General features: G+C 69.4%; 19 protein-coding genes and 1 pseudogene. 17 read left to right on the forward strand and 3 right to left on the reverse strand.

The window, feature by feature from the left end; genetic code table 11:
• Window positions 1-13 precede the first annotated feature (13 nt).
• The 4 genes from uvrB (at window position 14) to J7E96_RS09170 (ending at window position 6,192) form a co-directional block, all read left to right on the forward strand.
• The gene (uvrB, locus tag J7E96_RS09155) at window positions 14-2,143 is read left to right on the forward strand and encodes an excinuclease ABC subunit UvrB (protein WP_215129357.1); all 2,130 of its coding nucleotides are present in this window, start codon (window positions 14-16) and stop codon (window positions 2,141-2,143) included.
• Window positions 2,144-2,340: 197 nt separating this feature from the next.
• Window positions 2,341-2,907: a TerD family protein gene (locus J7E96_RS09160; RefSeq protein ID WP_215129526.1), complete on the forward strand. Its 567-nt coding sequence runs from the start codon at window positions 2,341-2,343 to the stop codon at window positions 2,905-2,907.
• 92 nt (window positions 2,908-2,999) lie between these two features.
• Complete coding sequence (locus J7E96_RS09165; RefSeq protein WP_215129359.1) at window positions 3,000-4,958, forward strand: TerD family protein; 1,959 nt, start codon at window positions 3,000-3,002, stop codon at window positions 4,956-4,958.
• A 226-nt stretch (window positions 4,959-5,184) separates the two neighbouring features.
• Window positions 5,185-6,192: a TerC family protein gene (locus tag J7E96_RS09170; RefSeq protein WP_215129361.1), complete on the forward strand. Its 1,008-nt coding sequence runs from the start codon at window positions 5,185-5,187 to the stop codon at window positions 6,190-6,192.
• An 80-nt stretch (window positions 6,193-6,272) separates the two neighbouring features.
• On the opposite strand, the gene J7E96_RS09175 is transcribed toward J7E96_RS09170, so the two are convergent.
• From J7E96_RS09175 to J7E96_RS09185, 3 genes are all read right to left on the reverse strand, one after another.
• A complete protein-coding gene (locus J7E96_RS09175) occupies window positions 6,273-7,550 on the reverse strand; it encodes an MFS transporter (protein ID WP_215129363.1) in 1,278 nt (425 codons plus the stop codon).
• A 111-nt stretch (window positions 7,551-7,661) separates the two neighbouring features.
• Window positions 7,662-8,318: an MBL fold metallo-hydrolase gene (locus tag J7E96_RS09180; protein ID WP_215129365.1), complete on the reverse strand. Its 657-nt coding sequence runs from the start codon at window positions 8,316-8,318 to the stop codon at window positions 7,662-7,664.
• A gap of 9 nt (window positions 8,319-8,327) precedes the next feature.
• Window positions 8,328-9,014, reverse strand: coding sequence for a maleylpyruvate isomerase family mycothiol-dependent enzyme (locus J7E96_RS09185; RefSeq protein ID WP_215129367.1), 687 nt, complete (start codon window positions 9,012-9,014; stop codon window positions 8,328-8,330).
• A gap of 187 nt (window positions 9,015-9,201) precedes the next feature.
• Between J7E96_RS09185 and uvrA the strand changes: the two genes are divergently transcribed.
• The 13 genes and pseudogenes from uvrA (at window position 9,202) to J7E96_RS09250 (ending at window position 26,656) form a co-directional block, all read left to right on the forward strand.
• Complete coding sequence (gene uvrA, locus J7E96_RS09190) at window positions 9,202-12,216, forward strand: excinuclease ABC subunit UvrA (protein WP_215129369.1); 3,015 nt, start codon at window positions 9,202-9,204, stop codon at window positions 12,214-12,216.
• Between the two features lie 198 nt (window positions 12,217-12,414).
• Window positions 12,415-12,837, forward strand: a pseudogene (locus tag J7E96_RS09195) (Rieske (2Fe-2S) protein); the annotation flags it as partial.
• A 119-nt stretch (window positions 12,838-12,956) separates the two neighbouring features.
• Window positions 12,957-15,017 (forward strand): excinuclease ABC subunit UvrC, encoded by a 2,061-nt coding sequence (uvrC, locus tag J7E96_RS09200; RefSeq protein ID WP_215129372.1) that lies wholly within the window; start codon window positions 12,957-12,959, stop codon window positions 15,015-15,017.
• Window positions 15,014-15,985 (forward strand): RNase adapter RapZ, encoded by a 972-nt coding sequence (rapZ, locus tag J7E96_RS09205; RefSeq protein WP_215129374.1) that lies wholly within the window; start codon window positions 15,014-15,016, stop codon window positions 15,983-15,985. The genes uvrC and rapZ overlap by 4 nt, the downstream gene beginning before the upstream one ends.
• Complete coding sequence (gene yvcK, locus J7E96_RS09210; protein WP_215129376.1) at window positions 15,982-17,016, forward strand: uridine diphosphate-N-acetylglucosamine-binding protein YvcK; 1,035 nt, start codon at window positions 15,982-15,984, stop codon at window positions 17,014-17,016. The genes rapZ and yvcK overlap by 4 nt, the downstream gene beginning before the upstream one ends.
• Window positions 17,007-17,996, forward strand: coding sequence for a DNA-binding protein WhiA (whiA, locus tag J7E96_RS09215; RefSeq protein ID WP_028813910.1), 990 nt, complete (start codon window positions 17,007-17,009; stop codon window positions 17,994-17,996). Before yvcK ends, whiA begins: the two co-directional genes overlap by 10 nt.
• 154 nt (window positions 17,997-18,150) lie before the next feature.
• Complete coding sequence (locus J7E96_RS09220) at window positions 18,151-21,114, forward strand: M14 family metallopeptidase (protein WP_215129378.1); 2,964 nt, start codon at window positions 18,151-18,153, stop codon at window positions 21,112-21,114.
• Window positions 21,115-21,285: 171 nt separating this feature from the next.
• On the forward strand, window positions 21,286-22,290 hold the full coding sequence (gene gap, locus J7E96_RS09225) for a type I glyceraldehyde-3-phosphate dehydrogenase (protein ID WP_215129380.1): 1,005 nt from the start codon (window positions 21,286-21,288) through the stop codon (window positions 22,288-22,290).
• A gap of 104 nt (window positions 22,291-22,394) precedes the next feature.
• A complete protein-coding gene (gene pgk / locus J7E96_RS09230) occupies window positions 22,395-23,606 on the forward strand; it encodes a phosphoglycerate kinase (RefSeq protein ID WP_215129382.1) in 1,212 nt (403 codons plus the stop codon).
• 6 nt (window positions 23,607-23,612) lie between these two features.
• A complete protein-coding gene (gene tpiA / locus J7E96_RS09235; protein ID WP_215129383.1) occupies window positions 23,613-24,401 on the forward strand; it encodes a triose-phosphate isomerase in 789 nt (262 codons plus the stop codon).
• Window positions 24,402-24,523: 122 nt separating this feature from the next.
• Window positions 24,524-24,754, forward strand: a complete 231-nt coding sequence (gene secG, locus J7E96_RS09240; protein WP_214974604.1) for a preprotein translocase subunit SecG — start codon at window positions 24,524-24,526, stop codon at window positions 24,752-24,754.
• Window positions 24,755-24,957: 203 nt separating this feature from the next.
• Entirely contained in the window at window positions 24,958-25,293 is a 336-nt protein-coding gene (locus J7E96_RS09245) for an RNA polymerase-binding protein RbpA (RefSeq protein ID WP_073790820.1), read from the forward strand.
• A gap of 130 nt (window positions 25,294-25,423) precedes the next feature.
• On the forward strand, window positions 25,424-26,656 hold the full coding sequence (locus tag J7E96_RS09250) for an MFS transporter (RefSeq protein ID WP_215129385.1): 1,233 nt from the start codon (window positions 25,424-25,426) through the stop codon (window positions 26,654-26,656).
• Window positions 26,657-26,691 lie beyond the last annotated feature (35 nt).

Genomic DNA, 26,691 nt, shown 5'->3' on the forward strand with positions numbered 1-26,691 from the left:
GTACGGTTGATGCATGCGGCCCGTTTCAAGCATCGAACGTACGGTGGCGCCCTTCGAGGTCGTCAGTTCCTACCAGCCCAGCGGTGACCAGCCGGCGGCCATCGCCGAGCTGGAGCGGCGCATTCGCGCAGGTGAGAAGGATGTCGTCCTGCTCGGCGCGACCGGCACCGGCAAGTCGGCGACCACCGCCTGGATGATCGAGAAGCTCCAGCGCCCCACGCTCGTCATGGCGCCGAACAAAACCCTCGCCGCCCAGCTGGCGAACGAGTTCCGCGAGCTCCTGCCCAACAACGCCGTCGAGTACTTCGTCTCGTACTACGACTACTACCAGCCCGAGGCATACGTCCCGCAGTCGGACACGTACATCGAAAAGGACTCCTCGATCAACGAGGAGGTCGAGCGGCTGCGCCACTCCGCGACGAACTCTCTGCTCACCCGCCGCGACGTCGTCGTGGTCGCCTCCGTCTCCTGCATCTACGGCCTCGGTACGCCGCAGGAGTACGTGGACCGCATGGTGCCGCTGAAGGTCGGCGAGGAGATCGACCGCGACCAGCTGCTGCGCCGCTTCGTCGACATCCAGTACACGCGCAACGACGTGGCCTTCTCGCGCGGCACCTTCCGCGTCCGCGGCGACACCATCGAGATCTTCCCGGTCTACGAGGAGCTGGCCGTACGCATCGAGATGTTCGGCGACGAGATCGAGGCGCTGTCGACCCTCCACCCGCTCACCGGCGAGATCATCAGCGAGGACGACCAGCTGTACGTCTTCCCCGCCAGCCACTACGTCGCCGGACCCGAGCGCATGGAAAAGGCGATCAGGGGCATCGAGAAGGAGCTGGAGGACCGGCTCGCCGAGATGGAGAAGCAGGGCAAGATGCTGGAGGCCCAGCGTCTGCGCATGCGCACCACCTACGACCTCGAAATGATGCGTCAGATCGGCAGCTGCTCCGGCATCGAGAACTACTCGATGCACATGGACGACCGCGCCCCCGGCACCGCGCCGCACACTCTCCTCGACTACTTCCCTGAGGACTTCCTGCTGGTCATCGACGAGTCGCACGTCACCGTGCCGCAGATCGGCGCGATGTACGAGGGCGACGCGTCCCGCAAACGGACTCTCGTCGACCACGGCTTCCGGCTTCTTTCCGCCCTGGACAACCGCCCGCTGAAGTGGGAGGAGTTCCAGCAGCGCGTGGGCCAGACGGTCTATCTGTCCGCAACCCCCGGTGCGTACGAACTCTCGCGGTCCGACGGCTTCGTGGAGCAGATCATCCGCCCCACCGGCCTCATCGACCCCGAGGTCGTCGTCAAGCCCACCGAGGGCCAGATCGACGACCTGGTGCACGAGATCAGGTTGCGCACGGAGCGGGACGAGCGCGTCCTCGTCACCACCCTCACCAAGAAGATGTCCGAGGACCTCACCGAGTACTTCCTCGAACTGGGCATCCAGGTCCGCTATCTGCACAGCGACGTCGACACGCTGCGCCGCGTGGAGCTGCTGCGCGAGCTGCGGTCCGGTGAGTACGACGTCCTGGTCGGCATCAACCTGCTGCGAGAGGGCCTCGACCTCCCCGAGGTGTCGCTCGTAGCAATCCTCGACGCCGACAAGCAGGGCTTCCTGCGCTCGGGCACCTCCCTGATCCAGACCATCGGCCGAGCGGCGCGCAATGTCTCCGGCCAGGTCCACATGTACGCCGACAAGATCACCCCGGCGATGGAGAAGGCCATCGACGAGACCAACCGGCGCCGGGAGAAGCAGATCGCGTACAACACGGCGCACGGAGTCGATCCGCAGCCGCTGCGCAAGAAGATCAACGACATCGTCGCCTCCATCGCGCGCGAGCAGGTCGACACCGAACAGCTCCTCGGCTCCGGCTTCCGGCAGGCGAAGGAAGGCAAGGCCGCCAAGGCCCCAGTGCCCGTGCTCGGCGGCAAGGCGGGCAAGGCTGCCAGGGCGGGCAAGAAGGGCGATGTGCTCACCGACCGCCCCGCCGCCGAACTGGCAGCTCTCATCGAGGAGATGACGGAGCAGATGCGCGGCGCGGCCGCCGAGCTGCAGTTCGAAGTGGCCGCGCGGCTGCGCGACGAGGTGGGCGAGCTGAAGAAGGAACTGAGGCAGATGAGGGAGGCGGGGCAGGCCTGACGGCCCGGCACCCCGCCCGGCACCTGGTGTGTTGCAACACCGACACAAAGTGGGACGCGACTGTGGCGGCCCGGGCGTGACTGCGTAGGGTTCTCGGCAGCCGCACGCACACGGGCGGGCGCGAGGTATGCAATGAGAGGGGACAGCGCGTGGTGGATGTATCCAAGGGCAGCGCGCCCGGGGGACCTGGCGTCAATCTGACCAAGGGTCAGGCCATCAGCCTGGAGAAGAAGGGCGGCGGCACGCTGACCGCCGTCCGGATGGGGCTGGGCTGGCAGGCGGCGCCGCGTCGTGGTCTCTTCGGCTCCCGCACCCGGGAGGTCGACCTCGACGCCTCGGCGGTCCTGTTCGCGGACAAGCAGCCGGTCGATGTCGTCTTCTTCCGTCACCTCGTCAGCGACGACGGCTCCGTGAAGCACACCGGTGACAACCTGGTCGGCGGCGCCGGGCAGGGCGGGGACGACGAGGCGATCCTCGTCGACCTCCAGCGCGTGCCGGTGCACATCGACCAGATCGTCTTCACGGTGAACTCCTTCACCGGCCAGACGTTCCAGGAAGTGCAGAACGCGTTCTGCCGCATCGTCGACGAGACCAACGGCCAGGAGATGGCCCGCTACACGCTCGACGGCGGTGGCCAGTACACCGCGCAGATCATGGCCAAGGTGCACCGCGACGGCGCCGGCTGGAAGATGACGGCCATCGGCACTTCTGCCAACGGCCGCACCTTCCAGGATCTGATGCCGTCGATCCTGCCGCACCTGTAGCAGACGACCGACGAAGTACGCGCAGCTCCCGGAGGCATCGTGCCGCCGGGAGCTGTACCACATCCACGAATGCGACGCGGGGGAGACAGGCGATGACGGCCGAGCTGGTCCGGGGGCAGAACCACCCCTTGCCCCAGGCCCGTTTGGAGATCCGGGTGTCGGCCGGCAAGCCGGTCGTGGCCGGTGCCACCCTCGGCGACGAGCAGGGCACCGTGCGCGGTACGGAGTGGGTCGCCCACCCCGGCTCGCCGAACCTCCCCGGCCTCGAAGTGTCCAAGCAGGCCGCCGCCGACCACCGGCTCGCCGTGGACCTCGAAGCGCTGCCCGAGACGGTGCACCGGGTGAACGTCCTGCTCGCTCTCCCGCTCGGCGTGGGCGGCCCGTCCCGCTTCGGCGCCGTCGCGGCCCCCTTCGTCTGCGTCACCGGGCTCGACGGATCCGAGGTCGCCAACTACACGGTGACCGGGCTGGACAGCGAGTCCGCCGTAGTAGCCCTTGAGCTCTACCGCCGGCAGGGGATCTGGAAGGTGCGCGCCGTCGGCCAGGGTTACGCCGGTGGCCTCGCCGAGATGCTCGGCGACCAGGGCCTTCCGCAGGCCCGTGAACTCGCCGCCGCCATCCAGGACGCGGTCAGCAGCGGCATGGCCCGCTCCGTCGCGGCGCCCCCGCCCCGCAGCGAGGAGGGCGACCGGTCGCGGCGTACGGCGTCCCACGCGACGAACGGCGGACGCGACGGTCAGACCGACGCCGTGGCGCCCACGGCAACACCGCCAGCAGCACCCGCAGCAGCGGGTCCGGACAGTGGCGCTCGACAGGCCGCCCCGGGCGGCCCCATCGACTACGCGCACCCGCGCCGCCAGAGCGCCGCGCCCCCGTCCCCGCCGCCCACGGCGCCGCCCGCCCCGCCCGGACAGTACCCACAGCCCGTCGCCGGGGACGCGACCGGCTGGTCCATGGAGGAGCGGCTGTACAACCAGGTGTGGGGCATGTTCGAAGACCTGGCCCGCACCGTCGCGGCGTACCGCAGCGCGGTCGACTTCGCCGAGTCCCGGATGGAGCAGGAGCTCGACAAGGTCCTCTCCGACCCGCGCAGCCGCATTGGCACGGCGGGCGACACCGCCCGCGCGAACGCCCGGGCCAAGCACGACCAGCTCGTCGGCCAGGCCCGCGACGTACTGGAGCGTGACCTGGCGCAGCTCGTCGCCGAGACCGACGTCGTCGAGCCGGCCCTGCCCCCCGCCTTCGCCTCCTGGGACAACCCGGCCTGGCACGGTTACCGGGTTCCCATGGAGATCCCGATGGCCCTGCGCGTCGGCGACCTGCACCTGCCCGAGCGCCCGGACCTGCGCATCCCCATGCTGGTGCGCCTGCCGCTGGAGCGCGGCCTGTGGATCGACAGCGGCCGTTCCGGCTCCGAGGCCGCGCTGATGATGGAGTCCGACCAGTTGCGCAGGGCGGCCATGGAAACCGCCGCGGCGCACGCCGCCCGCCTGCTCGCTGTCTACCCCGCCGGTGAGTTCACCGTCCACGTCATCGACCCGGCGGGCACGGGCGCCCCCGCGCTCGCCCCGCTGACCGAGTCCGGCGTGCTCGACGCGCCGCCCGCTGCCGGCGCTCAGGGCGTGACGGCGGTACTGGCCAAGCTCACCCAGCGCGTGGAGCTGGTGCAGATGGCGGTCCGTGGCGGGGTCGTCGACTCGCTCCCGCCGGAGCTGGACACGGCCGAGCAGCTCCTGATCGTCAACGACTTCCCGCACGGCTTCGACGACCGCGCCGTCACCCAGCTCCGCTACCTCGCGGACGAGGGTCCGTCGGTCGGCGTGCACCTGATGATGGTCGCGGACCGCGAGGACGCGAGTGCGTACGGTCCGGTGCTCGACCCACTGTGGAGGTCGCTGCTGCGCGTCACTCCTGTGCCCGACGACCACCTCATCGACCCGTGGGTCGGTCATACCTGGACGTACGAGCCGCTGCTGCCGCCACCGGGCAGCCAGGTCTTGCGGCAGGTTCTCGCGCAGGTGGCGGCAGCGAGGCGGCAACTGCCCCGCTGACCAGCGCTTTTGGGGCAGCTTTACCCATCCCTTTACCTTTTCTTGGGTGTTCCTGTACCCTTCGTGGAGCGGAGGGGAGTACTCCCGGCTGCGACGTACCCGTCAATACGGACCGCCATCGGTCCCGGGGCGTCGGCCCGAGGCGCGCGGACACGCGCCCGGGTGGAAGAGACCTCCGGCAGCGACGACGCTGAGTGAGTTGCCGTAGCTATCTGCCGGAGGCGCAGTGGACGTTTCAATGACCCTTTGGGCGCTGACCATTCTTGGTCTGATCGCCCTGATCGCTGTCGACTTCCTCATCGGGCGCAAGCCGCATGACGTGTCGATCAAGGAAGCCGGGACCTGGACGGTCGTCTGGATCGTCCTGGCCGTGCTGTTCGGCCTGGGACTGCTGATCTTCGGCACCGCGCAGGCATCGGGCGAGTTCTTCGCCGGTTTCATCACCGAGAAGTCGCTCAGCGTGGACAACCTCTTCGTCTTCGTCCTGATCATGGCGAAGTTCTCGGTGCCGTCCCACCTCCAGCAGCGTGTGCTGCTCATCGGTGTGCTGATAGCGCTGGTGCTGCGTGCGATCTTCATCGCGGCCGGCGCCGCGGTCATCGCCAACTTCTCGTGGGTCTTCTACATCTTCGGCGCGTTCCTGATCTACACCGCCTGGAAGCTCATCCAGGAGGCGCGGGCCGAGGAGGAGGAAGAGGCGTTCGAGGAGAACCGTCTCCTCAAGTCGATCGAGAGCCGCTTCGGCGTCGCGGACCGGTACCACGGCACCAAGCTCTTCATCCAGAACAACGGCAAGCGCGTCCTGACGCCTCTGATGGTCGTCATGCTCGCCATCGGCACCACCGATGTGCTGTTCGCGCTGGACTCGATCCCGGCGATCTTCGGCCTCACCCAGGACCCGTACATCGTCTTCACCGCCAACGCCTTCGCCCTCATGGGTCTGCGGCAGCTGTACTTCCTCATCGGCGGACTGCTCAAGAAGCTGGTTCACCTGAGTTACGGCCTGTCGGTCATCCTGGGCTTCATCGGCGTCAAGCTGGTGCTCCACGCTCTGCACGAGTCCGGGGTGCACGTCCCCGAGATCTCCATCCCCTTCTCGCTGACCGTCATCTGCGGCGTGCTGGTCGTCACCACGATCACCAGCCTCATCGCCAACAAGAAGACGGAACAGCGTGCGGCGGCCGAGGCGGCCGAGGTCGCCGAGGCCGGCGACAAGGAGAGCGTCGAATCCTGACCGCGTGACGGATTCACCGGCCGGTGCGAGCGGAGCAATACCGCTCGCACCGGCCGGTTCTCGTTCTGTACGGGCCTGGATCAGGCAGCGGCGGCCTCCGCCACGGGGCGGGGCGCCGGCCTCGTTTCCGGCAGCAGTGCGAAGCACCCCAGGCTCAGCAGCGCGATGGCGGTGAGGTACACGGCGACACCCCACGGCGGCCCGTCGCCGTGCGCCACCGCCGTCGCGACGATCGGGGTCAGCGCACCTCCGACGACCCCGCCGAGGTTGTAGCCGACGGCCGCGCCCGTGCAGCGCACCCTCGGCTCGTACAGCTCCGGGAGATACGCGGCGATCACAGCGAACATGGTGATGAACGACAGCAGCGCTCCCACGAAGCCGAGGAACATCAGCAGGGGCTCGGCGGTCTGCAACAGCGCGACCATCGGGAACATCCACAGCGCTGCCGCCGCGCAGCCGAGCAGACACAGCGGCCTGCGCCCGTAGTGGTCACCGAGCATCGCGGCGAACGGGGTGACCACGCCCGAGATCGCCACGGCCCCCATGATGCAGGCCAGCATCACCGTACGGCCGACGCCCAGTTGTTCCGTGGCGTACGAGAGGGACCAGGTCGTCACGGCGTAGAAGACGGCGTACCCGACGGCGAGCGCGCCGGCCGTCAGCAGGACGAGCCGCCAGTGGTCGCGTACGACCTCGGCGAGGGGGACGGTCGCCCGCTTGTCCGTCTCGGCCAGCTGCTTGAACTGCGGGGTCTCCGCCAGGGACGTGCGCAGCAGCAGTCCTGCCGCGGCCAGCACGCCCGCCACCCAGAACGGCACGCGCCACCCCCACGCGGCGAACTGTGCGTCGGTCAGCGAGGCGGAGAGGGCGAGCACGACGCCGTTGGCCAGGAGGAAGCCGACCGGGGGGCCGATCTGCGGGAAACTCGTCCACAGTCCGCGCCGGTTCGCGGGAGCGTGTTCGGCGGTCAGCAGAACGGCACCGCCCCACTCGCCGCCGAGCCCGAGTCCCTGCAAGAAGCGCAGCATCAGAAGGAGTACGGGCGCCGCTACCCCGATTGACCCGTAGGTCGGTACGCAGCCGACCGCGACGGTCGCGATTCCCGTGAGCAACAGTGAGGCGAACAGGACAGGACGGCGTCCGTAACGGTCGCCGATGTGCCCGAAGATGACAGAACCGAGCGGTCGTGAAATGAAACCGACCGCGAAGGTGCCGAACGCTGCGAGCGTTCCCGCGAGCGGGGAAAAGGTCGGGAAGAAGAGCGGCCCGAGAACGAGCGCGGCGGCTGTTCCGTAGACAAAGAAGTCGTAGAACTCGATGGCTGTTCCGGCGAGCGACGCGGCAGCGAGGCGGGCCATGGAGGGAGGTCGTTCTTGGTGCATGCGGCCACAACTACCCCACCCGTACCCCCGTTACGGGGCGCACGGAAGCAGTCGCACCGGCTCGCGAGGTGGATATGCCCGCCTGATCTACCAGCCGCGCTCGCGCCACTCGGGCAGGTGCGGGCGCTCCTTGCCGAGCGTGGTGTCGTTGCCGTGGCCGGGATAGACCCAGGTTTCGTCCGGAAGCTGTCCGAAGAGCTTCTCCTCGACGTCACGGATGAGGCTCGCGAAGGCCTCCGGGTCCTTCCACGTGTTGCCCACGCCGCCGGGGAATAGGCAGTCCCCGGTGAAGACGTGCGGGTGCCCGTGCGGGTCGTCGTAAATCAGGGCGATGGACCCCGGAGTGTGGCCGGCCAGGTGGCGGGCGGTGAGTTCGACCCGCCCCACCTTGACGGTGTCGCCGTCGTCCAGCAGGACGTCGGTCGGAACGGGGATGCCCTCCGCGTCGTAGCGGCCCGCGTACGTACGCGCCCCGGTCGCCGCCACGACCTCGGCCAGGGCCTGCCAGTGATCGCCGTGGCGGTGGGTGGTGACGACGGACGCGATGCCGTCGTCACCGATCAGCCTCAGAAGCGTGTGCGGCTCGGCGGCCGCGTCGATCAGCAGCTGTTCTCCGGTGTCCCGGCAGCGCAGCAGATACGCGTTGTTGTTCATGGCGCCGACCGCGACCTTGGAGATCATCAGGTCGGTGAGCTCGTGAACGTTCGCAGGACCGCCGACTCTGACCGCTCCGCTGTACGTCATGGAGTCAGCCTATAGCGGCGGCAGCGCGGGCAGCGGGGCCCCGGCGGTGTCGAGGGCGGCGCCGTCGCGGCGGCCCGCGAGCCAGCCCAGGAGGTCGGGAGCGGTGCCGGTGACGTTCACGGGATCGCCTTCGGTGCTTCCCGTGTGCCACTGCCGTCCGTCGGTGGCCGTCAGCACGATCGCGGGAACGCCGGGGTTCCCCGCGAAGCGGTCCGCGAGGAACTCGATCTCGCGTCCCGTGAACTCCTCCGGCAGGTCCTCCAGCTCATAGCCGATGCCCAGGTCGACGTGGTGCAGCTCGACCTCGACGAGGCGGCGGAAGGGGATGCGGGAGGCCGAGTCCGTGACGCCGTTGCGCAGGGTGACCGTACGGGACCACTCGGCGGGAGCGGCGGCCGTTTCGACGAAGCGGACCGCGCTGTCGCGCAGGTCCTCCAGCTGCACGGCGAGCGGGCGCGGGGCGTCGCGCTCGATGTCGGCGTCGCGTACTTCGGCGCTGGCGTACATGGGACGGCCGGCGAGGACGTTCACGACAGCGTCCGCGTTACGGGCCAGGTGGGCCAGCACGTGGCCGCGGGTCCATCCCGGCAGCCGTGACGGTTGCGTCACAGCGCCGTTGTCCAGCTTGTCGGTCGCGGCGAGGAGCCGGTCGGTCGCTTCGCGTACAGAGGCCAGGTCGCGCACGTGATCGTTCATGGCGTCGACGATAGTCCGGTCACACGATCGGGTGAAGCCGTTCAGGCTAGGCCGGAATTCGAATGCACGTGCTATACGCTCGTCAGAGGCATCAGGAATCCCTACAACATCGCTCTGGTTACCCCCATAGTCTGAGAACCGGGGGGCTCAGTCCCTTCTGCCTCTCTCAAGAAAGGTGCGGACCGGCGTGGCCGACCGTCTCATCGTTCGTGGCGCTCGCGAGCACAACCTCAAGAACGTCTCGCTCGACCTCCCGCGTGACTCCCTCATCGTGTTCACCGGGCTCTCGGGGTCGGGCAAGTCCTCCCTCGCGTTCGACACGATCTTCGCCGAGGGGCAGCGCCGGTACGTCGAGTCGCTCTCCTCCTACGCCCGGCAGTTCCTGGGCCAGATGGACAAGCCCGACGTGGACTTCATCGAGGGCCTGTCGCCCGCGGTGTCCATCGACCAGAAGTCGACCTCGCGCAACCCGCGCTCGACGGTCGGCACCATCACCGAGGTCTACGACTACCTCCGTCTGCTCTTCGCCCGTATCGGCAAGCCGCACTGTCCCGAGTGCGGCCGGCCGATCGCCCGCCAGTCGCCGCAGGCCATCGTCGACAAGGTGCTGGAGCTGCCCGAGGGCAGCCGCTTCCAGGTCCTCTCTCCGCTGGTGCGCGAGCGCAAGGGCGAGTTCGTCGACCTCTTCGCCGACCTCCAGACCAAGGGCTACAGCCGCGCCCGGGTCGACGGCGAGACGATCCAGCTGAGCGAGCCGCCCAAGCTCAAGAAGCAGGAGAAGCACACCATCGAGGTGGTCATCGACCGCCTGACGGTGAAGGACAGCGCCAAGCGCCGGCTCACCGACTCGGTCGAGACCGCCCTCGGGCTGTCCGGCGGCATGGTCATCCTCGACTTCGTCGACCTCCCCGCCGACGACCCCGACCGCGAGCGGATGTACTCCGAGCACCTCTACTGCACATACGACGACCTGTCGTTCGAGGAACTGGAGCCCCGGTCCTTCTCCTTCAACTCGCCCTTCGGCGCCTGCCCCGACTGCACGGGCATCGGTACGCGCATGGAGGTCGACCCGGAGCTGATCGTCCCGGACGAGGACAAGTCCCTCGACGAGGGCGCGATCAACCCCTGGTCCCACGGCCACACCAAGGACTACTTCGCACGCCTCGTCGGCGCGCTCGCCGACGCACTCGGGTTCCGTACGGACATCCCCTGGGCGGGGCTGCCGCAGCGGGCCAAGAAGGCACTGCTGAACGGCCACAAGACCCAGATCGAGGTCCGCTACCGCAACAGGTACGGCCGCGAGCGGGCGTACACCACCTCCTTCGAGGGCGCGGTTCCGTTCGTCAAGCGGCGGCACTCCGAGGCGGAGAGCGACTCCAGCAGGGAGCGCTTCGAGGGCTACATGCGCGAGGTGCACTGCCCGACCTGTAACGGCACCCGCCTCAAGCCCCTCGTCCTCGCGGTCACGGTCATGGAGAAGTCCATCGCCGAGGTCGCCGCGATGTCGATCAGCGACTGCGCGGACTTCCTCGGCCGGCTGACGCTGAACGCCCGCGACAAGAAGATCGCCGAGCGCGTGCTCAAGGAGGTCAACGAGCGGCTGAGGTTCCTGGTCGACGTAGGCCTCGACTATCTGTCGCTCAACCGCGCGGCCGGCACGCTGTCCGGCGGTGAGGCGCAGCGCATCCGGCTCGCCACCCAGATCGGCTCCGGTCTCGTCGGTGTGCTGTACGTCCTGGACGAGCCGTCCATCGGCCTGCACCAGCGCGACAACCACCGCCTCATCGAGACGCTGGTGCGGCTGCGCGACATGGGCAACACCCTGATCGTCGTCGAGCACGACGAGGACACCATCAAGGTGGCCGACTGGATCGTCGACATCGGCCCCGGCGCGGGCGAGCACGGCGGCAAGGTCGTCCACAGCGGCTCCCTCAAGGACCTGCTGGCCAACAAGGCGTCCGTCACCGGTCAGTACCTGGCCGGCAAGCGGTCCATCGCCATGCCGGACATCCGCCGCCCCGCGGACCCCACGCGGCAGCTCACCGTCCACGGCGCCCGTGAGAACAACCTGCGCGACATCGACGTGTCGTTCCCGCTCGGCGTGCTGACGGCCGTCACCGGCGTCTCCGGGTCCGGAAAGTCGACGCTGGTCAACGACATCCTCTACACGCACCTGGCGCGGGAACTGAACAACGCCCGCACGGTGCCGGGGCGCCACACGCGCGTGGAGGGCGACGACCTCGTCGACAAGGTGGTCCACGTCGACCAGTCGCCGATCGGCCGGACACCCCGGTCCAACCCGGCCACGTACACCGGTGTCTTCGACAACGTGCGCAAGCTGTTCGCGGAGACCATGGAGGCGAAGGTGCGCGGCTATCTGCCGGGCCGCTTCTCCTTCAACGTCAAGGGCGGGCGCTGCGAGAACTGTTCCGGCGACGGCACCATCAAGATCGAGATGAACTTCCTGCCGGACGTGTACGTCCCGTGCGAGGTCTGCCACGGGGCGCGCTACAACCGGGAGACCCTGGAGGTCCACTACAAGGGCAAGTCCATCGCCGAGGTGCTGGACATGCCGATCGAGGAGGCCCTGGAGTTCTTCGAGGCCGTCCCGACGATCGCGCGTCACCTGAGGACGCTTACGGAGGTCGGACTCGGGTACGTCCGCCTCGGTCAGTCGGCACCGACCCTTTCCGGTGGTGAGGCGCAGCGCGTGAAGCTCGCTTCGGAGCTCCAGAAGCGTTCCACGGGGCGCACGGTGTACGTCCTGGACGAGCCGACCACGGGTCTGCACTTCGAGGACATCTCGAAGCTCATCACGGTCCTGTCGGGCCTGGTCGACAAGGGCAACTCGGTGATCGTCATCGAGCACAACATGGACGTCATCAAGACAGCTGACTGGGTGATCGACATGGGTCCCGAGGGTGGCAGCGGCGGTGGCCTCGTCATCGCCGAGGGTACGCCCGAGCAGGTGGCCGCGGTGACGACCAGCCACACCGGCAAGTTCCTGCGGGACATCCTGGGCGACCGGGTGAGCGATGCGACGCCGGTGAAGAAGCCGGTCAAGAACGCCCCCGTGAAGAAGGCGGTGGCGGCGGCGAAGTCGGCCCCGGCCAGGAAGACGGCGACGGCCAGGACGGCCACCGCGAAGAAGGCCCCGGGCACGGCCGCTCCGGCAAAGGCGGCGCGCTCCCGCAAGGCGTGACGTCCGCGTTCCAGTGCGGCCCCTTGCCCCACCCCGGGGCGGGGGCCGTTCGCGCGGGGCGGAGCTTCTTGTTCCCCCACCCGCGCCCTCCCGAACCGGGGCGCCCCCCCAGGACAGCCCGCGCGAGAGCCGCCGGACTCCGCCGGTATCGTCGGGGCTGTCGTACGTCCCTCACACCCCTTGATCAGTGGAGTTCGCATGCCCGGCCAGTCAGCCCCCCGCCGTACCGTGCTGAAGGGCGCCGTCCTCGCCGGGGCTGCCGGACTGGGTGTGGCGGCCTGCTCCACCGAGTCGAAGCTCGGGCACGCCAAGCCGCTGCCGTCCACGCCCGTGAGCCTCGGGTCGGCGGACGAGGTCCCTGTCGGCGGCGCGAAGCTCTATCGCGAGCAGCGGATCATCGTCAGCTGCCCGGCCAAGGGCGAATTCAAGGCGTTCAGCGCGCAGTGCACGCACGCGGGCTGTGTCCTGGACAAGATCGAGAAGGACGAGGGCAACTGTCCGTGCCACGGCAGCCGTTTCGACGTCACCACGGGTGAGGTGCTCCAGGGCCCGGCGACCGTGCCGCTGCCCGCCATCCCGGTCAAGGTTGAGGGCGGCAAGCTCGTAGCGGGAGCGGGAGCGGGAGCGGACGCGGGTGCGACGGCGGGAGCGGACGCGGGTGCGACGGCCGGGCCGGGTGCCTGACCCCGCACCGCCGCGCGGCACCCGCACTGTCACTGCCCGCAAGTAGGGTGTCTGACATGGCCGACCCCTCCAGTTACCGCCCCAAGCCGGGGCAGATCCCCGACTCGCCGGGGGTCTACAAATTCCGCGACGAGCACCGCCGGGTGATCTACGTCGGGAAGGCGAAGAGCCTGCGCCCGCGCCTGTCCTCGTACTTCCAGGACCTGGCCAATCTCCACCCGCGCACCCGCACCATGGTCACCACGGCGGCGTCCGTCGAGTGGACGGTCGTCTCCACCGAGGTCGAGGCTCTTCAGCTGGAGTACTCCTGGATCAAGGAGTTCGACCCCCGCTTCAACGTCAAGTACCGCGACGACAAGAGCTACCCGTCCCTCGCGGTGACCCTCAATGAGGAGTTCCCGAGGGTCCAGGTCATGCGCGGCCCCAAGAAGAAGGGCGTGCGCTACTTCGGTCCGTACGGGCACGCCTGGGCCATCCGCGAGACCGTCGACCTGATGCTCCGCGTCTTTCCCGTACGCACCTGCTCGGCCGGTGTCTTCAAGAACGCCGCCAGGACCGGCCGCCCCTGCCTCCTCGGCTACATCGGCAAGTGCTCCGCGCCCTGTGTGGGCCGCGTCACCCCCGAGGAGCACCGCGAACTGGCCGAGGAGTTCTGCGACTTCATGGCCGGCCGCACCGGCCAGTACCTCAAGCGCATCGAGCAGCAGATGCACGAGGCCGCCGAGGACATGGAGTACGAGAAGGCCGCCCGCCTGCGCGACGACATAGGGGCGCTGCGCCGCGCCCTGGAGAAGAACACGGTGGTGTTCAACGACGCCACCGACGCCGACCTGATCGCCGTCGCAGAGGACGAACTGGAAGCCGCCGTCCAGATCTTCCACGTACGCGGCGGACGCGTGCGCGGCCAGCGCGGCTGGGTCACCGACAAGGTCGAGGCCGTCGACACGGCCGGCCTCGTCGAGCACGCCCTCCAGCAGCTGTACGGCGAGGAGCAGGGCGACGCGGTGCCCAAGGAGGTCCTCGTACCGGCCATGCCCGAGGACGCCCCCGCGGTCGCCCAGTGGCTCGCCGAGCGGCGCGGCTCCAACGTGTCGCTGCGCATCCCCCAGCGCGGCGACAAGAAGGACCTCATGGCGACGGTCCAGCGCAACGCCCAGCAGGCCCTCGTCCTGCACAAGACCAAGCGCGCTTCCGACCTGACCACCCGCTCCCGTGCCCTGGAGGAGATCTCCCGGGCGCTCGGCCTGGACTCCGCCCCGCTGCGCATCGAGTGCTTCGACATCTCCCACCTCCAGGGCGAGGACGTGGTGGCCTCCATGGTCGTCTTCGAGGACGGCCTGCCGCGCAAGAGCGAGTACCGCCGCTTCCAGATCAAGACCTTCGAGGGCCAGGACGACGTCCGGTCCATGCACGAGGTGCTCACCCGCCGCTTCAGGCGCTATCTCCAGGAGAAGGAGAAGACGGGGGAGTGGATCGAGGCCAACGGGGCCACGGAGGTACCCGCCGAGCCGGAGCCCGACGTGGAGGAAGACGGCAGGCCCAAGCGGTTCGCGTACCCGCCGCAGCTCGTCGTCGTCGACGGCGGCCAGCCCCAGGTGGCGGCTGCCCAGCGCGCCCTCGACGAGCTCGGCATCGACGACGTCGCCGTCTGCGGCCTGGCCAAGCGCCTCGAAGAGGTCTGGGTGCCGGGCGAGGACGACCCGGTCGTCCTGCCCCGCAGCAGCGAGGGCCTCTACCTCCTCCAGCGGGTCCGTGACACGGCGCACGACTTCGCCATCCGCTACCAGCGCACCAAGCGCGCCAAGCGCTTCAAGGCGGGCCCGCTCGACGAGGTTCCCGGCCTCGGCGAGACGCGCAAGCACGCCCTGGTCAAGCACTTCGGTTCGGTGAAGAAGCTCCGGTCCGCCACAATCGACCAGATCTGCGAGGTCCCGGGGATAGGCCGCAAGACGGCCGAGACCGTCGCCGCGTTCCTCGCGCAGGCGGCACCGGCCGCACCCGCCGTGAACACGGCGACAGGAGAGATCATTGAGTACGACGAGGACACTGAGGAAGCCGCGGACAGTGTGGAAGCACCGCCCGCAGCCTCCCCGTCGGATCGGGGGCAGCAGGAATGACTGAGCACGACGGAGACGGAGCACACGTGAGTACGGGCGCGGCCGGAGAGACCGGCGAGACCGGTCAGAACGGTCAGAACGGCCACAACGGTGAGGCGGCCGAGCAGGCCATCCCCGAACTGGTGATCATCTCGGGCATGTCGGGAGCGGGCCGCAGCACCGCCGCGAAGTGTCTCGAAGACCTCGGCTGGTTCGTCGTCGACAACCTGCCGCCCGCGCTGATCCCCACCATGGTGGAGCTCGGCGCCCGCTCGCAGGGCAATGTCGCCCGTATCGCCGTCGTCGTGGACGTCCGCGGCCGGCGCTTCTTCGACAACCTCCGGGAGTCCCTTGCCGACCTGGACGCCAAGGAGGTCACCCGGCGGATCGTCTTCCTGGAGTCCTCCGACGACGCCCTGGTACGCCGTTTCGAGTCCGTACGCCGTCCCCACCCGCTCCAGGGCGACGGCCGGATCACCGACGGCATCGCGGCCGAGCGCGACCTGCTGCGCGAGCTGCGCGGCGACGCCGATCTGGTCATCGACACCTCCAGCCTCAACGTCCACGAGCTGCGCGCCAAGATGGACGCCCAGTTCGCGGGCGACGACGAGCCGCAGCTGCGCGCCACGGTCATGTCGTTCGGCTACAAGTACGGCCTGCCGGTCGACGCCGACCTCGTCGTCGACTGCCGCTTCCTGCCCAACCCGCACTGGGTCCCGGAGCTGCGCCCCTTCACCGGCCTCAACGAAGAGGTCTCCGGCTACGTCTTCAACCAGCCGGGCGCCAAGGAGTTCCTCGACCAGTACACCGAGCTGCTCCAGCTCATCGCGGCCGGCTACCGCCGCGAGGGCAAGCGCTACGTGACCATCGCCGTCGGCTGTACGGGCGGCAAGCACCGCAGCGTAGCCATGTCGGAGAAGCTGGCCGCCCGGCTGTCCTCCGAAGGCGTGGAGACCGTCCTCGTCCACCGGGACATGGGGCGCGAGTGACCGGACGGAACCTCCGCCTGCGGCGGCTGCGCGGCAATGACGCCGCGCGGCCGCAGCGCAAGCGCGGCGCCCAGCCCAAGGTCGTCGCCCTCGGCGGCGGCATGGGACTGTCCGCGTCGCTCACGGCGCTGCGGCGCATCACCGGTGACCTGACCGCCGTGGTCACCGTCGCCGACGACGGCGGCTCCAGCGGCCGGCTGCGCGACGAGCTCGGCGTACTGCCGCCCGGTGACCTGCGCAAGGCGCTCGCCGCGCTGTGCGGGGACGACGACTGGGGCCAGACCTGGTCGCGCGTCATCCAGCACCGCTTCTCCAGCCGAGGCGACCTGCACGACCACGCCGTCGGCAATCTGCTGATCGTCGCCCTGTGGGAGCAGCTCGGCGACCACGTCCAGGCCCTCGACCTGGTCGGCAAGCTGCTCGGCGCGCACGGCCGGGTGCTGCCCATGTCCGCCGTGCCGCTGGAACTACAGGCGCTTGTACGGGGGCACGATCCCCGGCGGCCGGACGACGTGGACACGGTGCGCGGCCAGGCCACTGTGGCGCTCACCCCCGGCGAGGTGCAGTCCGTACACCTCGTGCCGCAGGGACCCCCGGCCGTTCCCGAGGCCGTCGCCGCCGTGCTCGACGCGGACTGGGTGGTGCTCGGTCCCGGCTCCTGGTTCTCGTCCGTGATTCCGCACCTTCTGGTGCCCGGGCTGCTCGACGCGCTCGTCGAGACGAAGGCGCGCCGGGTCCTGTCGCTCAACCTCGCGCCGCAACCCGGTGAAACAGATGGGTTCTCTCCGCAGCGTCATTTGGAGGTTTTGGGACGACACGCCCCTAAACTCGCCCTGGACGTGGTGTTGGCCGACGAGGCTGCCGTGCCCGACCGCGAGTCTCTCGCCGATGCCGCCATGCGGTTCGGCGCGGCGGTCGAGCTGGCGCCGGTCGCCGCGCCCAACGGCTCACCGAAGCACGACCCGGAGCTGTTGGCCGCCGCGTACGACCGTATTTTTCGGATGCATGGAAGGATCGGCCCATGGCGATGACGGCAGCGGTGAAGGACGAAATCTCCCGGCTCCCCGTCACCCGGACCTGCTGCAGGAAGGCGGAGGTCTCGGCGATTCTTCGGTTCGCGGGCGGGCTGCACCTGGTGAGCGGCCGGATCGTGATCGAGGCGGAACTGGACGTGAGCTTCGCGGCCCGCAGGCTCAAGAAGGACATCCTGGAGATTTTCGGTCACCACTCCGAGCTGGTGGTGATGGCGCCGAGCGGGCTGCGACGCGGCTCCCGTTACCTCGTACGGGTGGTGGCGGGCGGCGACCAGCTGGCGCGCCAGACCGGGCTGGTCGACGGCCGGGGCCGGCCCATCCGCGGCCTGCCCCCGCAGGTCGTCTCCGGCGCCACGTGTGACGCCGAGGCCGCCTGGCGCGGCGCGTTCCTCGCCCACGGTTCGCTCACCGAGCCGGGCCGCTCGTCCTCGCTGGAGGTCACCTGCCCGGGCCCCGAGGCCGCCCTCGCCCTCGTCGGCGCCGCCCGCCGGCTCTCCATCGGCGCCAAGGCGCGCGAGGTGCGCGGCGTGGACCGGGTCGTCGTACGGGACGGAGACGCGATCGGCGCCCTGCTGACCCGCCTCGGCGCGCACGAGTCCGTGCTGGCCTGGGAGGAGCGGCGGATGCGCCGCGAGGTCCGCGCCACCGCCAACCGCCTGGCCAACTTCGACGACGCCAACCTGCGCCGCTCGGCGCGGGCCGCCGTCGCCGCGGGGGCCCGGGTGGGGCGTGCGCTGGAGATCCTCGGTGAGGAGGTGCCCGAGCACCTCGCCGCCGCCGGCCGGCTGCGCATGGACCACAAGCAGGCCTCCCTGGAGGAGCTCGGCGCGCTGGCCGACCCGCCGCTGACGAAGGACGCGGTCGCCGGCCGTATCCGCCGTCTGCTGGCCATGGCGGACAAGCGGGCCCAGGACCTGGGCATCCCGGGTACGGAGTCCACGATCACCGAGGAAATGGCCGATGGTCTGGTTGGCTGACGCCATCTCCTCGGCACGGCTCGCCGCCGCCGGTGTCCCCCTCGGGGGCGCCGGCGGCGGTTTGCGTACACCGCAGGCGCTATTGACATGACCATGAACTGTCATGAGCCTGACGTCAGTTCGCTTATGTGGCAGACAACAGCAAGGGGGGCTCATGAGACGCAGAGCGAGATCGATCCTCGCAGCGTGCACATTGCTGCTCGGCGGCGTGGCGGTGGCACCGGTGGCCCAGGCCGAAGGGGCGGGCGCCAGTGGCGCGGCCGACGCGGGCGCCGACGCCGTCAAGGTGTTCAACGCGGACGTCACCAAGGAGCAGGTGCCCCTGCTCCTGGCGGCCGGCCAGGACGCGCACGAGATGGGCGAGCGCGCACCGGAGAAGGGCACGGCGCGCGTCGAGCTCTTCCTCACCGACGCCCAGGCCGAGGACCTGGCCGCCAAGGGCGTCAGGAACCTCACGGAGCGCAAGGTCTCGGCGAAGACCGAGTCCCGCCTCGCCGCCGCCGGGGACGGCGTCTACCGCCCGTACAGCGGCAAGGGCAATCTCCAGGAGGAGATCGTCAAGACGGGCCAGGCGCACCCGGACCTCACCAAGGTCGTCTCCATCGGCAAGACCGTCCAGGGCAAGGACATCCTCGCCCTCAAGCTCACCAAGGGCGCGAAGAAGACCAAGGACGGTGCCAGGCCCTCGGTGCTGTACCTGTCCAACCAGCACGCCCGTGAGTGGATCACCCCGGAGATGACCCGGCGGCTGATGCACCACTACCTGGACCGGTACGGCAAGGACCGCCGCATCACGAAGATCGTGGACTCCACCGAGCTGTGGTTCGTGCTCTCCGCCAACCCCGACGGCTACGACTGGACCCACGACCCGGCGGGCAACCGCCTCTGGCGCAAGAACATGCGTGACATCGACGCCGACGGCAAGTACACCGCGAGCGACGGCGTCGACCTCAACCGTAACTTCGGCTACAAGTGGGGCTACGACAACGAGGGTTCCTCGCCGAACCCCGCCAGCTCCACCTACCGTGGCGCGTCACCCATGTCCGAGCCCGAGACCCAGGCGCTCGACCGCTTCCAGAAGCGCATCGGCTTTGAGTACGGCATCAACTACCACTCCGCCGCCGAACTGATCCTCTACGGGGTCGGCTGGCAGGTCGCCACTCCGACGCCCGACGACGTGCTCTACAAAGCGCTCGCCGGAACGCCCGAAAAGCCCGCCGTCCCCGGTTACTACCCGCAGGTCTCCTCCGAGCTCTACACCACCAACGGTGAGGCCGACGGACACGCGGCCAACGTCAACGGCATCATGATGTTCACCCCGGAGATGACCACCTGCCAGACGGCGTCGAACATCGACCCGGGCGACCGGTGGAAGCCCGAGGACTGCCAGTCCGGATTCAACTTCCCCGACGACGAGAAGCTGATCCAGGCGGAGTTCGCCAAGAACATCCCCTTCGCGCTCTCCGTCGCGGAGACCGCCGCGCACCCCGACCGGCCGTCCTCGTCCGTCGGCATGGAGGCCCCCGACTTCACCGTCGACCCCTTCACCACGTCGTACGCGCGGTGGGCCGACCAGGAAATCTCCGTAACCGCCCGTAAGTCGGTGCGCGACAAGGAGCTCAGGTACCGCGTCAACGGCGGCCGCGTCCACGACCAGGAGCTGCGCCCCTGGAAGGGCGGCGAGACCTTCGGCGGCGAGGACAACCTGCACTTCGACGAGTACCGCGCCAAGGTCCAGGACGGCGACGTCGGCGACAAGGTCGAGGTCTGGTTCACCGGGCGCACCAAGTCCGGCAAACGCGTCTCCAGCGAGCACTTCACGTACACCCTCGCCGACCGCCCCGCGGCGGACGTCCTGGTGACCGCCGAGGAAGGAGCCCCCGCGCAGCACCTCCGGACGTACACCGACACGCTCGCGACCACCGGACACAAGGCCGCCGTGTGGGACGTCGCCACCCAGGGAGCACCGCACGCGCTCGGCGTGCTGTCCCACTTCCGTACGGTCGTGCACTACACCGGCGCCAAGGCACCCACCGGTCCCACCCAGCTCGCCCTGCGTGCCTTCCTCAACGAGGGCGGCAAGCTCCTGGAGGCCGGTGAACTCACGGGCGGCAACGCGGTGGTGGGCCGCGCCTCGACGAACGACTTCAGTCAGTACTACCTCGGTGCCTACGGACGGAGCAGCGCGCCGGGAGCCACCGCGTTCAGCGGTCTCGGCCCGATGGCCGGTACGGACAGCCCGCTGGCCGGCGCGCCCGGCAACGCGCTGGACGCCCCGGGAGCGTACATCTCCACGTCCTCGGTGCTGCCGGCCGCGCAGTTCCCCCAGTTCGCCAGTGAGCAGGCGGGCCGCTACACCGGCGCCGTCAATCCGTACGCCCCGTACGCGGGCCGGGGCATGGCCGCCGCGACCCATGAGGACAACGACTGGAAGCGGCTCACCAGGACCTTCGACCTCACCGCGGTGAGCGCAGCCGACAAGCCGGAGCTGCGCCTCGCCCTGAACTGGAACACCGAGGCCGGTTACGACCACGCCGTCCTGGAGGCCCGCACCGCCGGCGGCGAGGACTGGACGACGCTGCCCGAGGGAGGCGGCGCCACCTCCGCCACCGTCCCGGCGGAGTGCGAGCAGGGCTACCTGCTCAACGGTCACCCGTTCCTGAGGCACTACCTGACCCAGGAGTCCGACGCCTGCGAGGCCGCCGGCACCTCCGGCGCCTGGAACAGCTTCACCGGGTCCTCCGGCGGCTGGAAGCAGGTCTCCTTCGACCTGAGCGCCTACGCGGGCAGGACGGTCGAGCTCTCGCTCAGCAGCATCACCGACCCGGGTTCCGGCGGCCGCGGGGTCTTCGCGGACGACGCACGGCTCGTCGTGGGCGGCGCGGAAAAGGAGACGGAGGGCTTCGAGACGTCGCTCGGCACCTGGACGGCGACCGGCGCACCGGCGGGCAGCCCCGCCGTGGCGGGCGACTGGACCCGCACGGGCGAGCTCTTCGTCCCGTACGGCGCGATCACGACCGGCGACACGGTGCTCCTCGGCTTCGGCCTGGAGCAGGTCCCCGACGCGGTAGAGCGGGCGGAGCTGCTCGGCAGGGTGCTCGGCGTACTGCACGACTGACGTGCCCGGCGGTCCGTATTCCCTACTGGGGAGTAGGGGCCGCCGGTCCGTGTCCGGCCCCGCTCGATGTCACCCGCGGGGCCACGTAGAGGTAGGGTCGGAAGCGGTCGGGGACATCCCATACATCTCGCCGGCGTCGAAACCCGGCGTACCAACGAGGAGATCGGTTTCGTGACGATCCGCGTAGGCATCAACGGCTTCGGCCGCATCGGGCGCAACTACTTCCGGGCGCTGCTGGAGCAGGGTGCGGACATCGAGATCGTGGCTGTCAACGACCTGGGTGACACTGCGACCACGGCACACCTTCTGAAGTACGACACCATTCTCGGCCGCCTCAAGGCCGAGGTGTCGCACACGGCGAACACCATCACCGTCGACGACCACACCATCAAGGTGCTGTCCGAGCGCAACCCGGCGGACATTCCGTGGGGCGAGCTCGGCGTCGACATCGTGATCGAGTCCACCGGCATCTTCACCAAGAAGGCGGATGCCGAGAAGCACATCGCAGGTGGTGCGAAGAAGGTCCTCATCTCGGCTCCGGCCAAGAACGAGGACATCACCATCGTGATGGGCGTCAACCAGGACAAGTACGACGCGGCCAACCACCACGTCATCTCCAACGCGTCCTGCACCACCAACTGTGTGGCGCCGATGGCCAAGGTTCTCGACGAGAACTTCGGCATCGTCAAGGGCCTGATGACGACGGTGCACGCGTACACCAACGATCAGCGCATCCTGGACTTCCCGCACTCCGACCTGCGTCGCGCTCGCGCCGCCGCTGAGAACATCATTCCGACCACCACGGGTGCCGCCAAGGCCACCGCGCTGGTCCTGCCGCAGCTCAAGGGCAAGCTCGACGGCATCGCGATGCGCGTCCCGGTCCCGACCGGTTCGGTCACCGACCTGGTCATCACGCTGGAGCGCGACGTCACGAAGGACGAGATCAACGCGGCCTTCCAGAAGGCCGCCGAGGGCGAGCTCAAGGGCATCGTCGAGTACACGGCCGACCCGATCGTGTCCTCCGACATCGTCAACGAGCCGGCGTCCTGCACCTTCGACTCGTCGCTGACCATGGCCGAGGGCAACCAGGTCAAGGTCATCGGCTGGTACGACAACGAGTGGGGCTACTCCAACCGCCTCGTCGACCTCACGGTCTTCGTCGGCAGCCAGCTCTGATCCGTCCGGCAGGCACCTCGATGTGAGCACAGGGCTCGGGCAGCGCAACGCGGCGCTGCCCGGGCCTTGTCACGTGTTTTGTCTCCAAGGAGTCCAGTAAAAAGATGAAGACGATCGACGAACTTCTCGCCGACGGGGTCGCGGGCAAGCGGGTATTCGTCCGCGCCGACCTCAACGTGCCGCTCGAAGGCACCACCATCACCGACGACGGCCGCATCCGCGCCGTCCAGCCGACGATCGAGAAGCTCGCCGCCGCGGGCGCCCGGGTCGTCGTCGCCTCGCACCTGGGCCGCCCCAAGGGCGCCCCGGACCCGGCCTTCTCGCTGGCGCCCGCCGCCGGGCGCCTCGGTGAACTCCTCAAGACCGAGGTCGCCTTCGCGAGCGACACGGTCGGCGAGTCCGCCAAGGCCGTCGTCGCGGGCCTGGCCGACGGCGACGTCGCCGTCATCGAGAACCTCCGCTTCAACGCCGGCGAGACGTCGAAGGACGACGCCGAGCGCGGCGCCTTCGCGGACCAGCTGGCGGAGCTCGCCGATGTGTACGTGGGTGACGGCTTCGGCGCCGTACACCGCAAGCACGCTTCGGTCTTCGACCTCCCGGCCCGCCTGCCGCACGTGGCCGGCGGCCTCATCGCCACCGAGGTCGGCGTCCTGAAGAAGCTCACCGAGGAAGTCGAGCGGCCGTACGTCGTGGTCCTCGGCGGCGCCAAGGTCTCCGACAAGCTCGGCGTGATCGACCACCTGCTGGAGAAGGCCGACCGCATCCTGGTCGGCGGCGGCATGGCGTACACCTTCCTCAAGGCCCAGGGCCACGAGGTCGGCATCTCGCTGCTCCAGGAGGACCAGATCCCGACGGTCCTGGAGTACCTGGAGCGCGCCAAGAAGAAGGGCGTGGAGTTCGTGCTCCCCGTCGACGTACTGGTCTCGCCGGAGTTCCCGGACCTCAAGACGAAGGCTCCGGCCAACCCGACGACGGTCGCCGCGGACGCCATTCCGGCAGACCAGGAGGGTCTGGACATCGGTCCCGAGACCCGCAAGCTGTACGCATCGAAGCTCGCCGACGCGGCCACCGTCTTCTGGAACGGTCCGATGGGCGTCTTCGAGCACCCCGACTACGCCCAGGGCACCAAGGCGGTCGCCCAGGCCCTCGTCGACAGCCCCGCCTTCACGGTGGTCGGTGGTGGCGACTCCGCCGCCGCCGTCCGCATCCTGGGCTTCGACGAGAACGCATTCGGCCACATCTCGACCGGTGGCGGCGCGAGCCTCGAATACCTCGAAGGCAAGACGCTTCCCGGCCTCGCCGCACTGGAGGACTGACCCTTAATGACTGCTCCCACCCAAGGCCGCACCCCGCTGATGGCGGGCAACTGGAAGATGAACCTCAACCACCTCGAGGCCATCGCCCACACCCAGAAGCTCGCCTTCGCGCTGACCGACAAGGACTACGACGCCGTCGAGGTCGCGGTCCTGCCGCCCTTCACCGACCTGCGATCCGTACAGACCCTGGTCGACAGCGACAAGCTCAAGATCAAGTACGGCGCCCAGGACCTCTCGGCGCACGACTCCGGGGCGTACACCGGTGAGATCTCGGGCGCGATGCTCGCCAAGCTCAAGTGCACGTACGTCGCCGTCGGGCACTCCGAGCGCCGGCAGTACCACAACGAGAACGACGAGCTCTGCAACGCCAAGGTGAAGGCCGCGTACAGGCACGGCCTGACCCCGATCCTGTGCGTCGGTGAGGGCCTCGAGATCCGCAAGGCCGGCAACCAGGTCGAGTACACGCTCGCCCAGCTCGACGGCGGCCTGAAGGACATCCCGGCCGAGCAGGCCGAGTCCATCGTGATCGCGTACGAGCCCGTGTGGGCCATCGGCACCGGCGAGGTCGCCACCCCCGAGGACGCGCAGGAGGTCTGCGGAGCGATCCGCGGCCGTCTCGCCGAGCTGTACTCGCAGGAGCTGGCCGACAAGGTCCGCATCCAGTACGGCGGCTCGGTCAAGTCCGGGAACGTCGCCGCGATCATGGCGCAGCCCGATGTCGACGGCGCCCTGGTGGGCGGCGCGGCGCTGGACTACGACGAGTTCGTCAAGATCGTCCGGTTCCGCGACCAGTGAGTAGGCCGTAGGGCCGATCCGTCGTACCCTGGCGGGGGCCGTGGTGGCTGTTCAGCAGCCGTACGGCCCCCGTTGTCCGTCTCCGAAGTCCGAAGTCCGAGGAAGTTGGTCCAGCCGTGGTTATGGGGTTCTCGATCGCCCTGATCGTCTTCAGCCTGCTGCTGATGCTGCTGGTTCTGATGCACAAGGGGAAGGGCGGCGGTCTCTCCGACATGTTCGGTGGCGGCATGCAGTCGTCCGTCGGCGGGTCCTCGGTGGCCGAGCGGAACCTTGACCGCATCACAGTGGTGGTCGGTCTGATCTGGTTTGCCTGCATTATCGTGCTCGGTCTGCTGATGAAGCTGGACAGCTGACCCGTCGCCCGGTATGGAGGCGGGTGCGCGGCCTATCATGGGGCCCGCGGCTCGCGTTCGCGGGGCGGGGTGGTAACTCCGGCCACTGGACGCGCGTTGGGCCCTACGTAAACTGGGCCGCTCGCAGCTGAGCTGCTTGACGACTCCGCGGCGGTAGCCGCTGATTGATGCAGTGCAGCACCATCACGCAGGGAGTTACGACCGTGGCAAGTGGCAACGCGATCCGGGGAAGCCGGGTCGGAGCGGGGCCGATGGGTGAGGCTGAGCGCGGCGAGTCCGCGCCCCGTCTCCGCATCTCCTTCTGGTGCTCGAACGGGCACGAGACGCAGCCGAGCTTCGCCAGTGACGCGCAGGTCCCGGACAACTGGGACTGCCCGCGCTGCGGGTTCCCGGCCGGACAGGACCGGGACAATCCGCCGGCCCCGCCGCGCACCGAGCCGTACAAAACGCATCTCGCGTACGTACGAGAACGGCGCAGCGACGCGGACGGCGAGGCGATTCTCGCCGAGGCGCTCGCGAAACTACGGGGCGAAATCTAGGAATTGTGGTCCGGCCGGACACCTTCGGGTGCCCGGCCGGACCGCTTTCCGGCGTCTCCCGGGCCGATTGTCAGTGGCACCCTCTACGGTTCTTGAAGGTTCTTGAAACACGGGACCGGAAGGGGGAGTTGTGACGACGAGCGAGGCCGCGGCCGCGAATACAGCCGCGACGGATGTCCGGGCTCCGGCCTGGCGCGGGGGGTTCGGCCGGCTGTGGACGGCGGCTGTCGTCTCGCGGTTCGGCGACTCGCTGCGCACGGCCGCGATGCCGCTGCTGGCGGCCTCGCTGACGTCCGACCCGGTGCTGGTGGCGCTGGTGACGGCGTGCGGCTATCTGCCGTGGCTGCTGTTCGGGCTGCTGGGCGGCGCGGTGGCCGACCGGGTGGACCAGCGGCGGGCGATGTGGGCCGTGGACCTGGTGCGTGCCGCGCTGATGGCCGCCTTCGCGGTGGCCGTCGCCCTCGGCCACGCCTCGATCGCGCTGCTCATCGCGCTCGCCTTCGCCCTCACCACGCTCCAGACCCTCTTCGACAACGCGGCCACGGCCCTGCTGCCGTCGCTGGTGCCGAAGGCCGCGCTCGGCAGCGCCAACGCCCGGCTGCTGACCGGGCAGCAGATCGCGGGCGGCTTCCTGGCCGCCCCGCTGGTGCCGGTCCTGCTGCTGGCCGGCGCGGCCGTGCCGTACGCCGCGGACGCCGCGACGTACGTCCTGGGAGCGGTCCTGATCGCCTCGCTGCGGGTGACGGCGCCGGAGCGGCCGCCGAGACCCGCGGGCAGCACGCTGCGCGGGGACATCGCGCAGGGGCTGCGGGCGCTGTGGGCGGACCGGGTGCTGCGCGGGATCTGCGTCGCCACCACGCTGTGCAACGTCGGCATGGGCGCGCTCATCGCGACCCTCGTCCTCCACGTCACCGGCTGGCTCGACGGCGGGCACGGCGGCTACGCGGCGGTCATCACGGCGTACGGCGTGGGCAGTGTGGCGGGCGGGCTGCTGGCCGGCCGGCTCGCCACGCGGATAGGGCGAGTACGCAGTGTGTTCGCCGCCGGGGCCGTGCAGATCGGCTGCCTGGCGGCGATGGGTCTGGTCCGTGAGCTGTGGGTAACGATCGCAGCGATGGCCCTGTTCGGACTCATGGGGCTGGTGTGGAACACGAACCAGGTGACGCTGGTGCAGGAGCGCAGCCCGGAAGCCATGCTGGGCAGGATCAGTTCGGCCTTCCGCACGCTCGCGATCGCCGGCGCACCGCTCGGCGCCCTGGTGGGCGGCGCGGCGGCTGCCACGTGGGGACTGAACACACCCGCGCTGCTGGCGGCGGCGCTCTTCGCGGCCGCCATAGCATCGCTGGCCGCTCTGATCAATTAGGTTGGAGCTGCCAGGGGGCATGCACGCACGTACGA

It is taken from the genome of Streptomyces sp. ISL-96 (assembly GCF_018614035.1).
Lineage (GTDB): Bacteria > Actinomycetota > Actinomycetes > Streptomycetales > Streptomycetaceae > Streptomyces.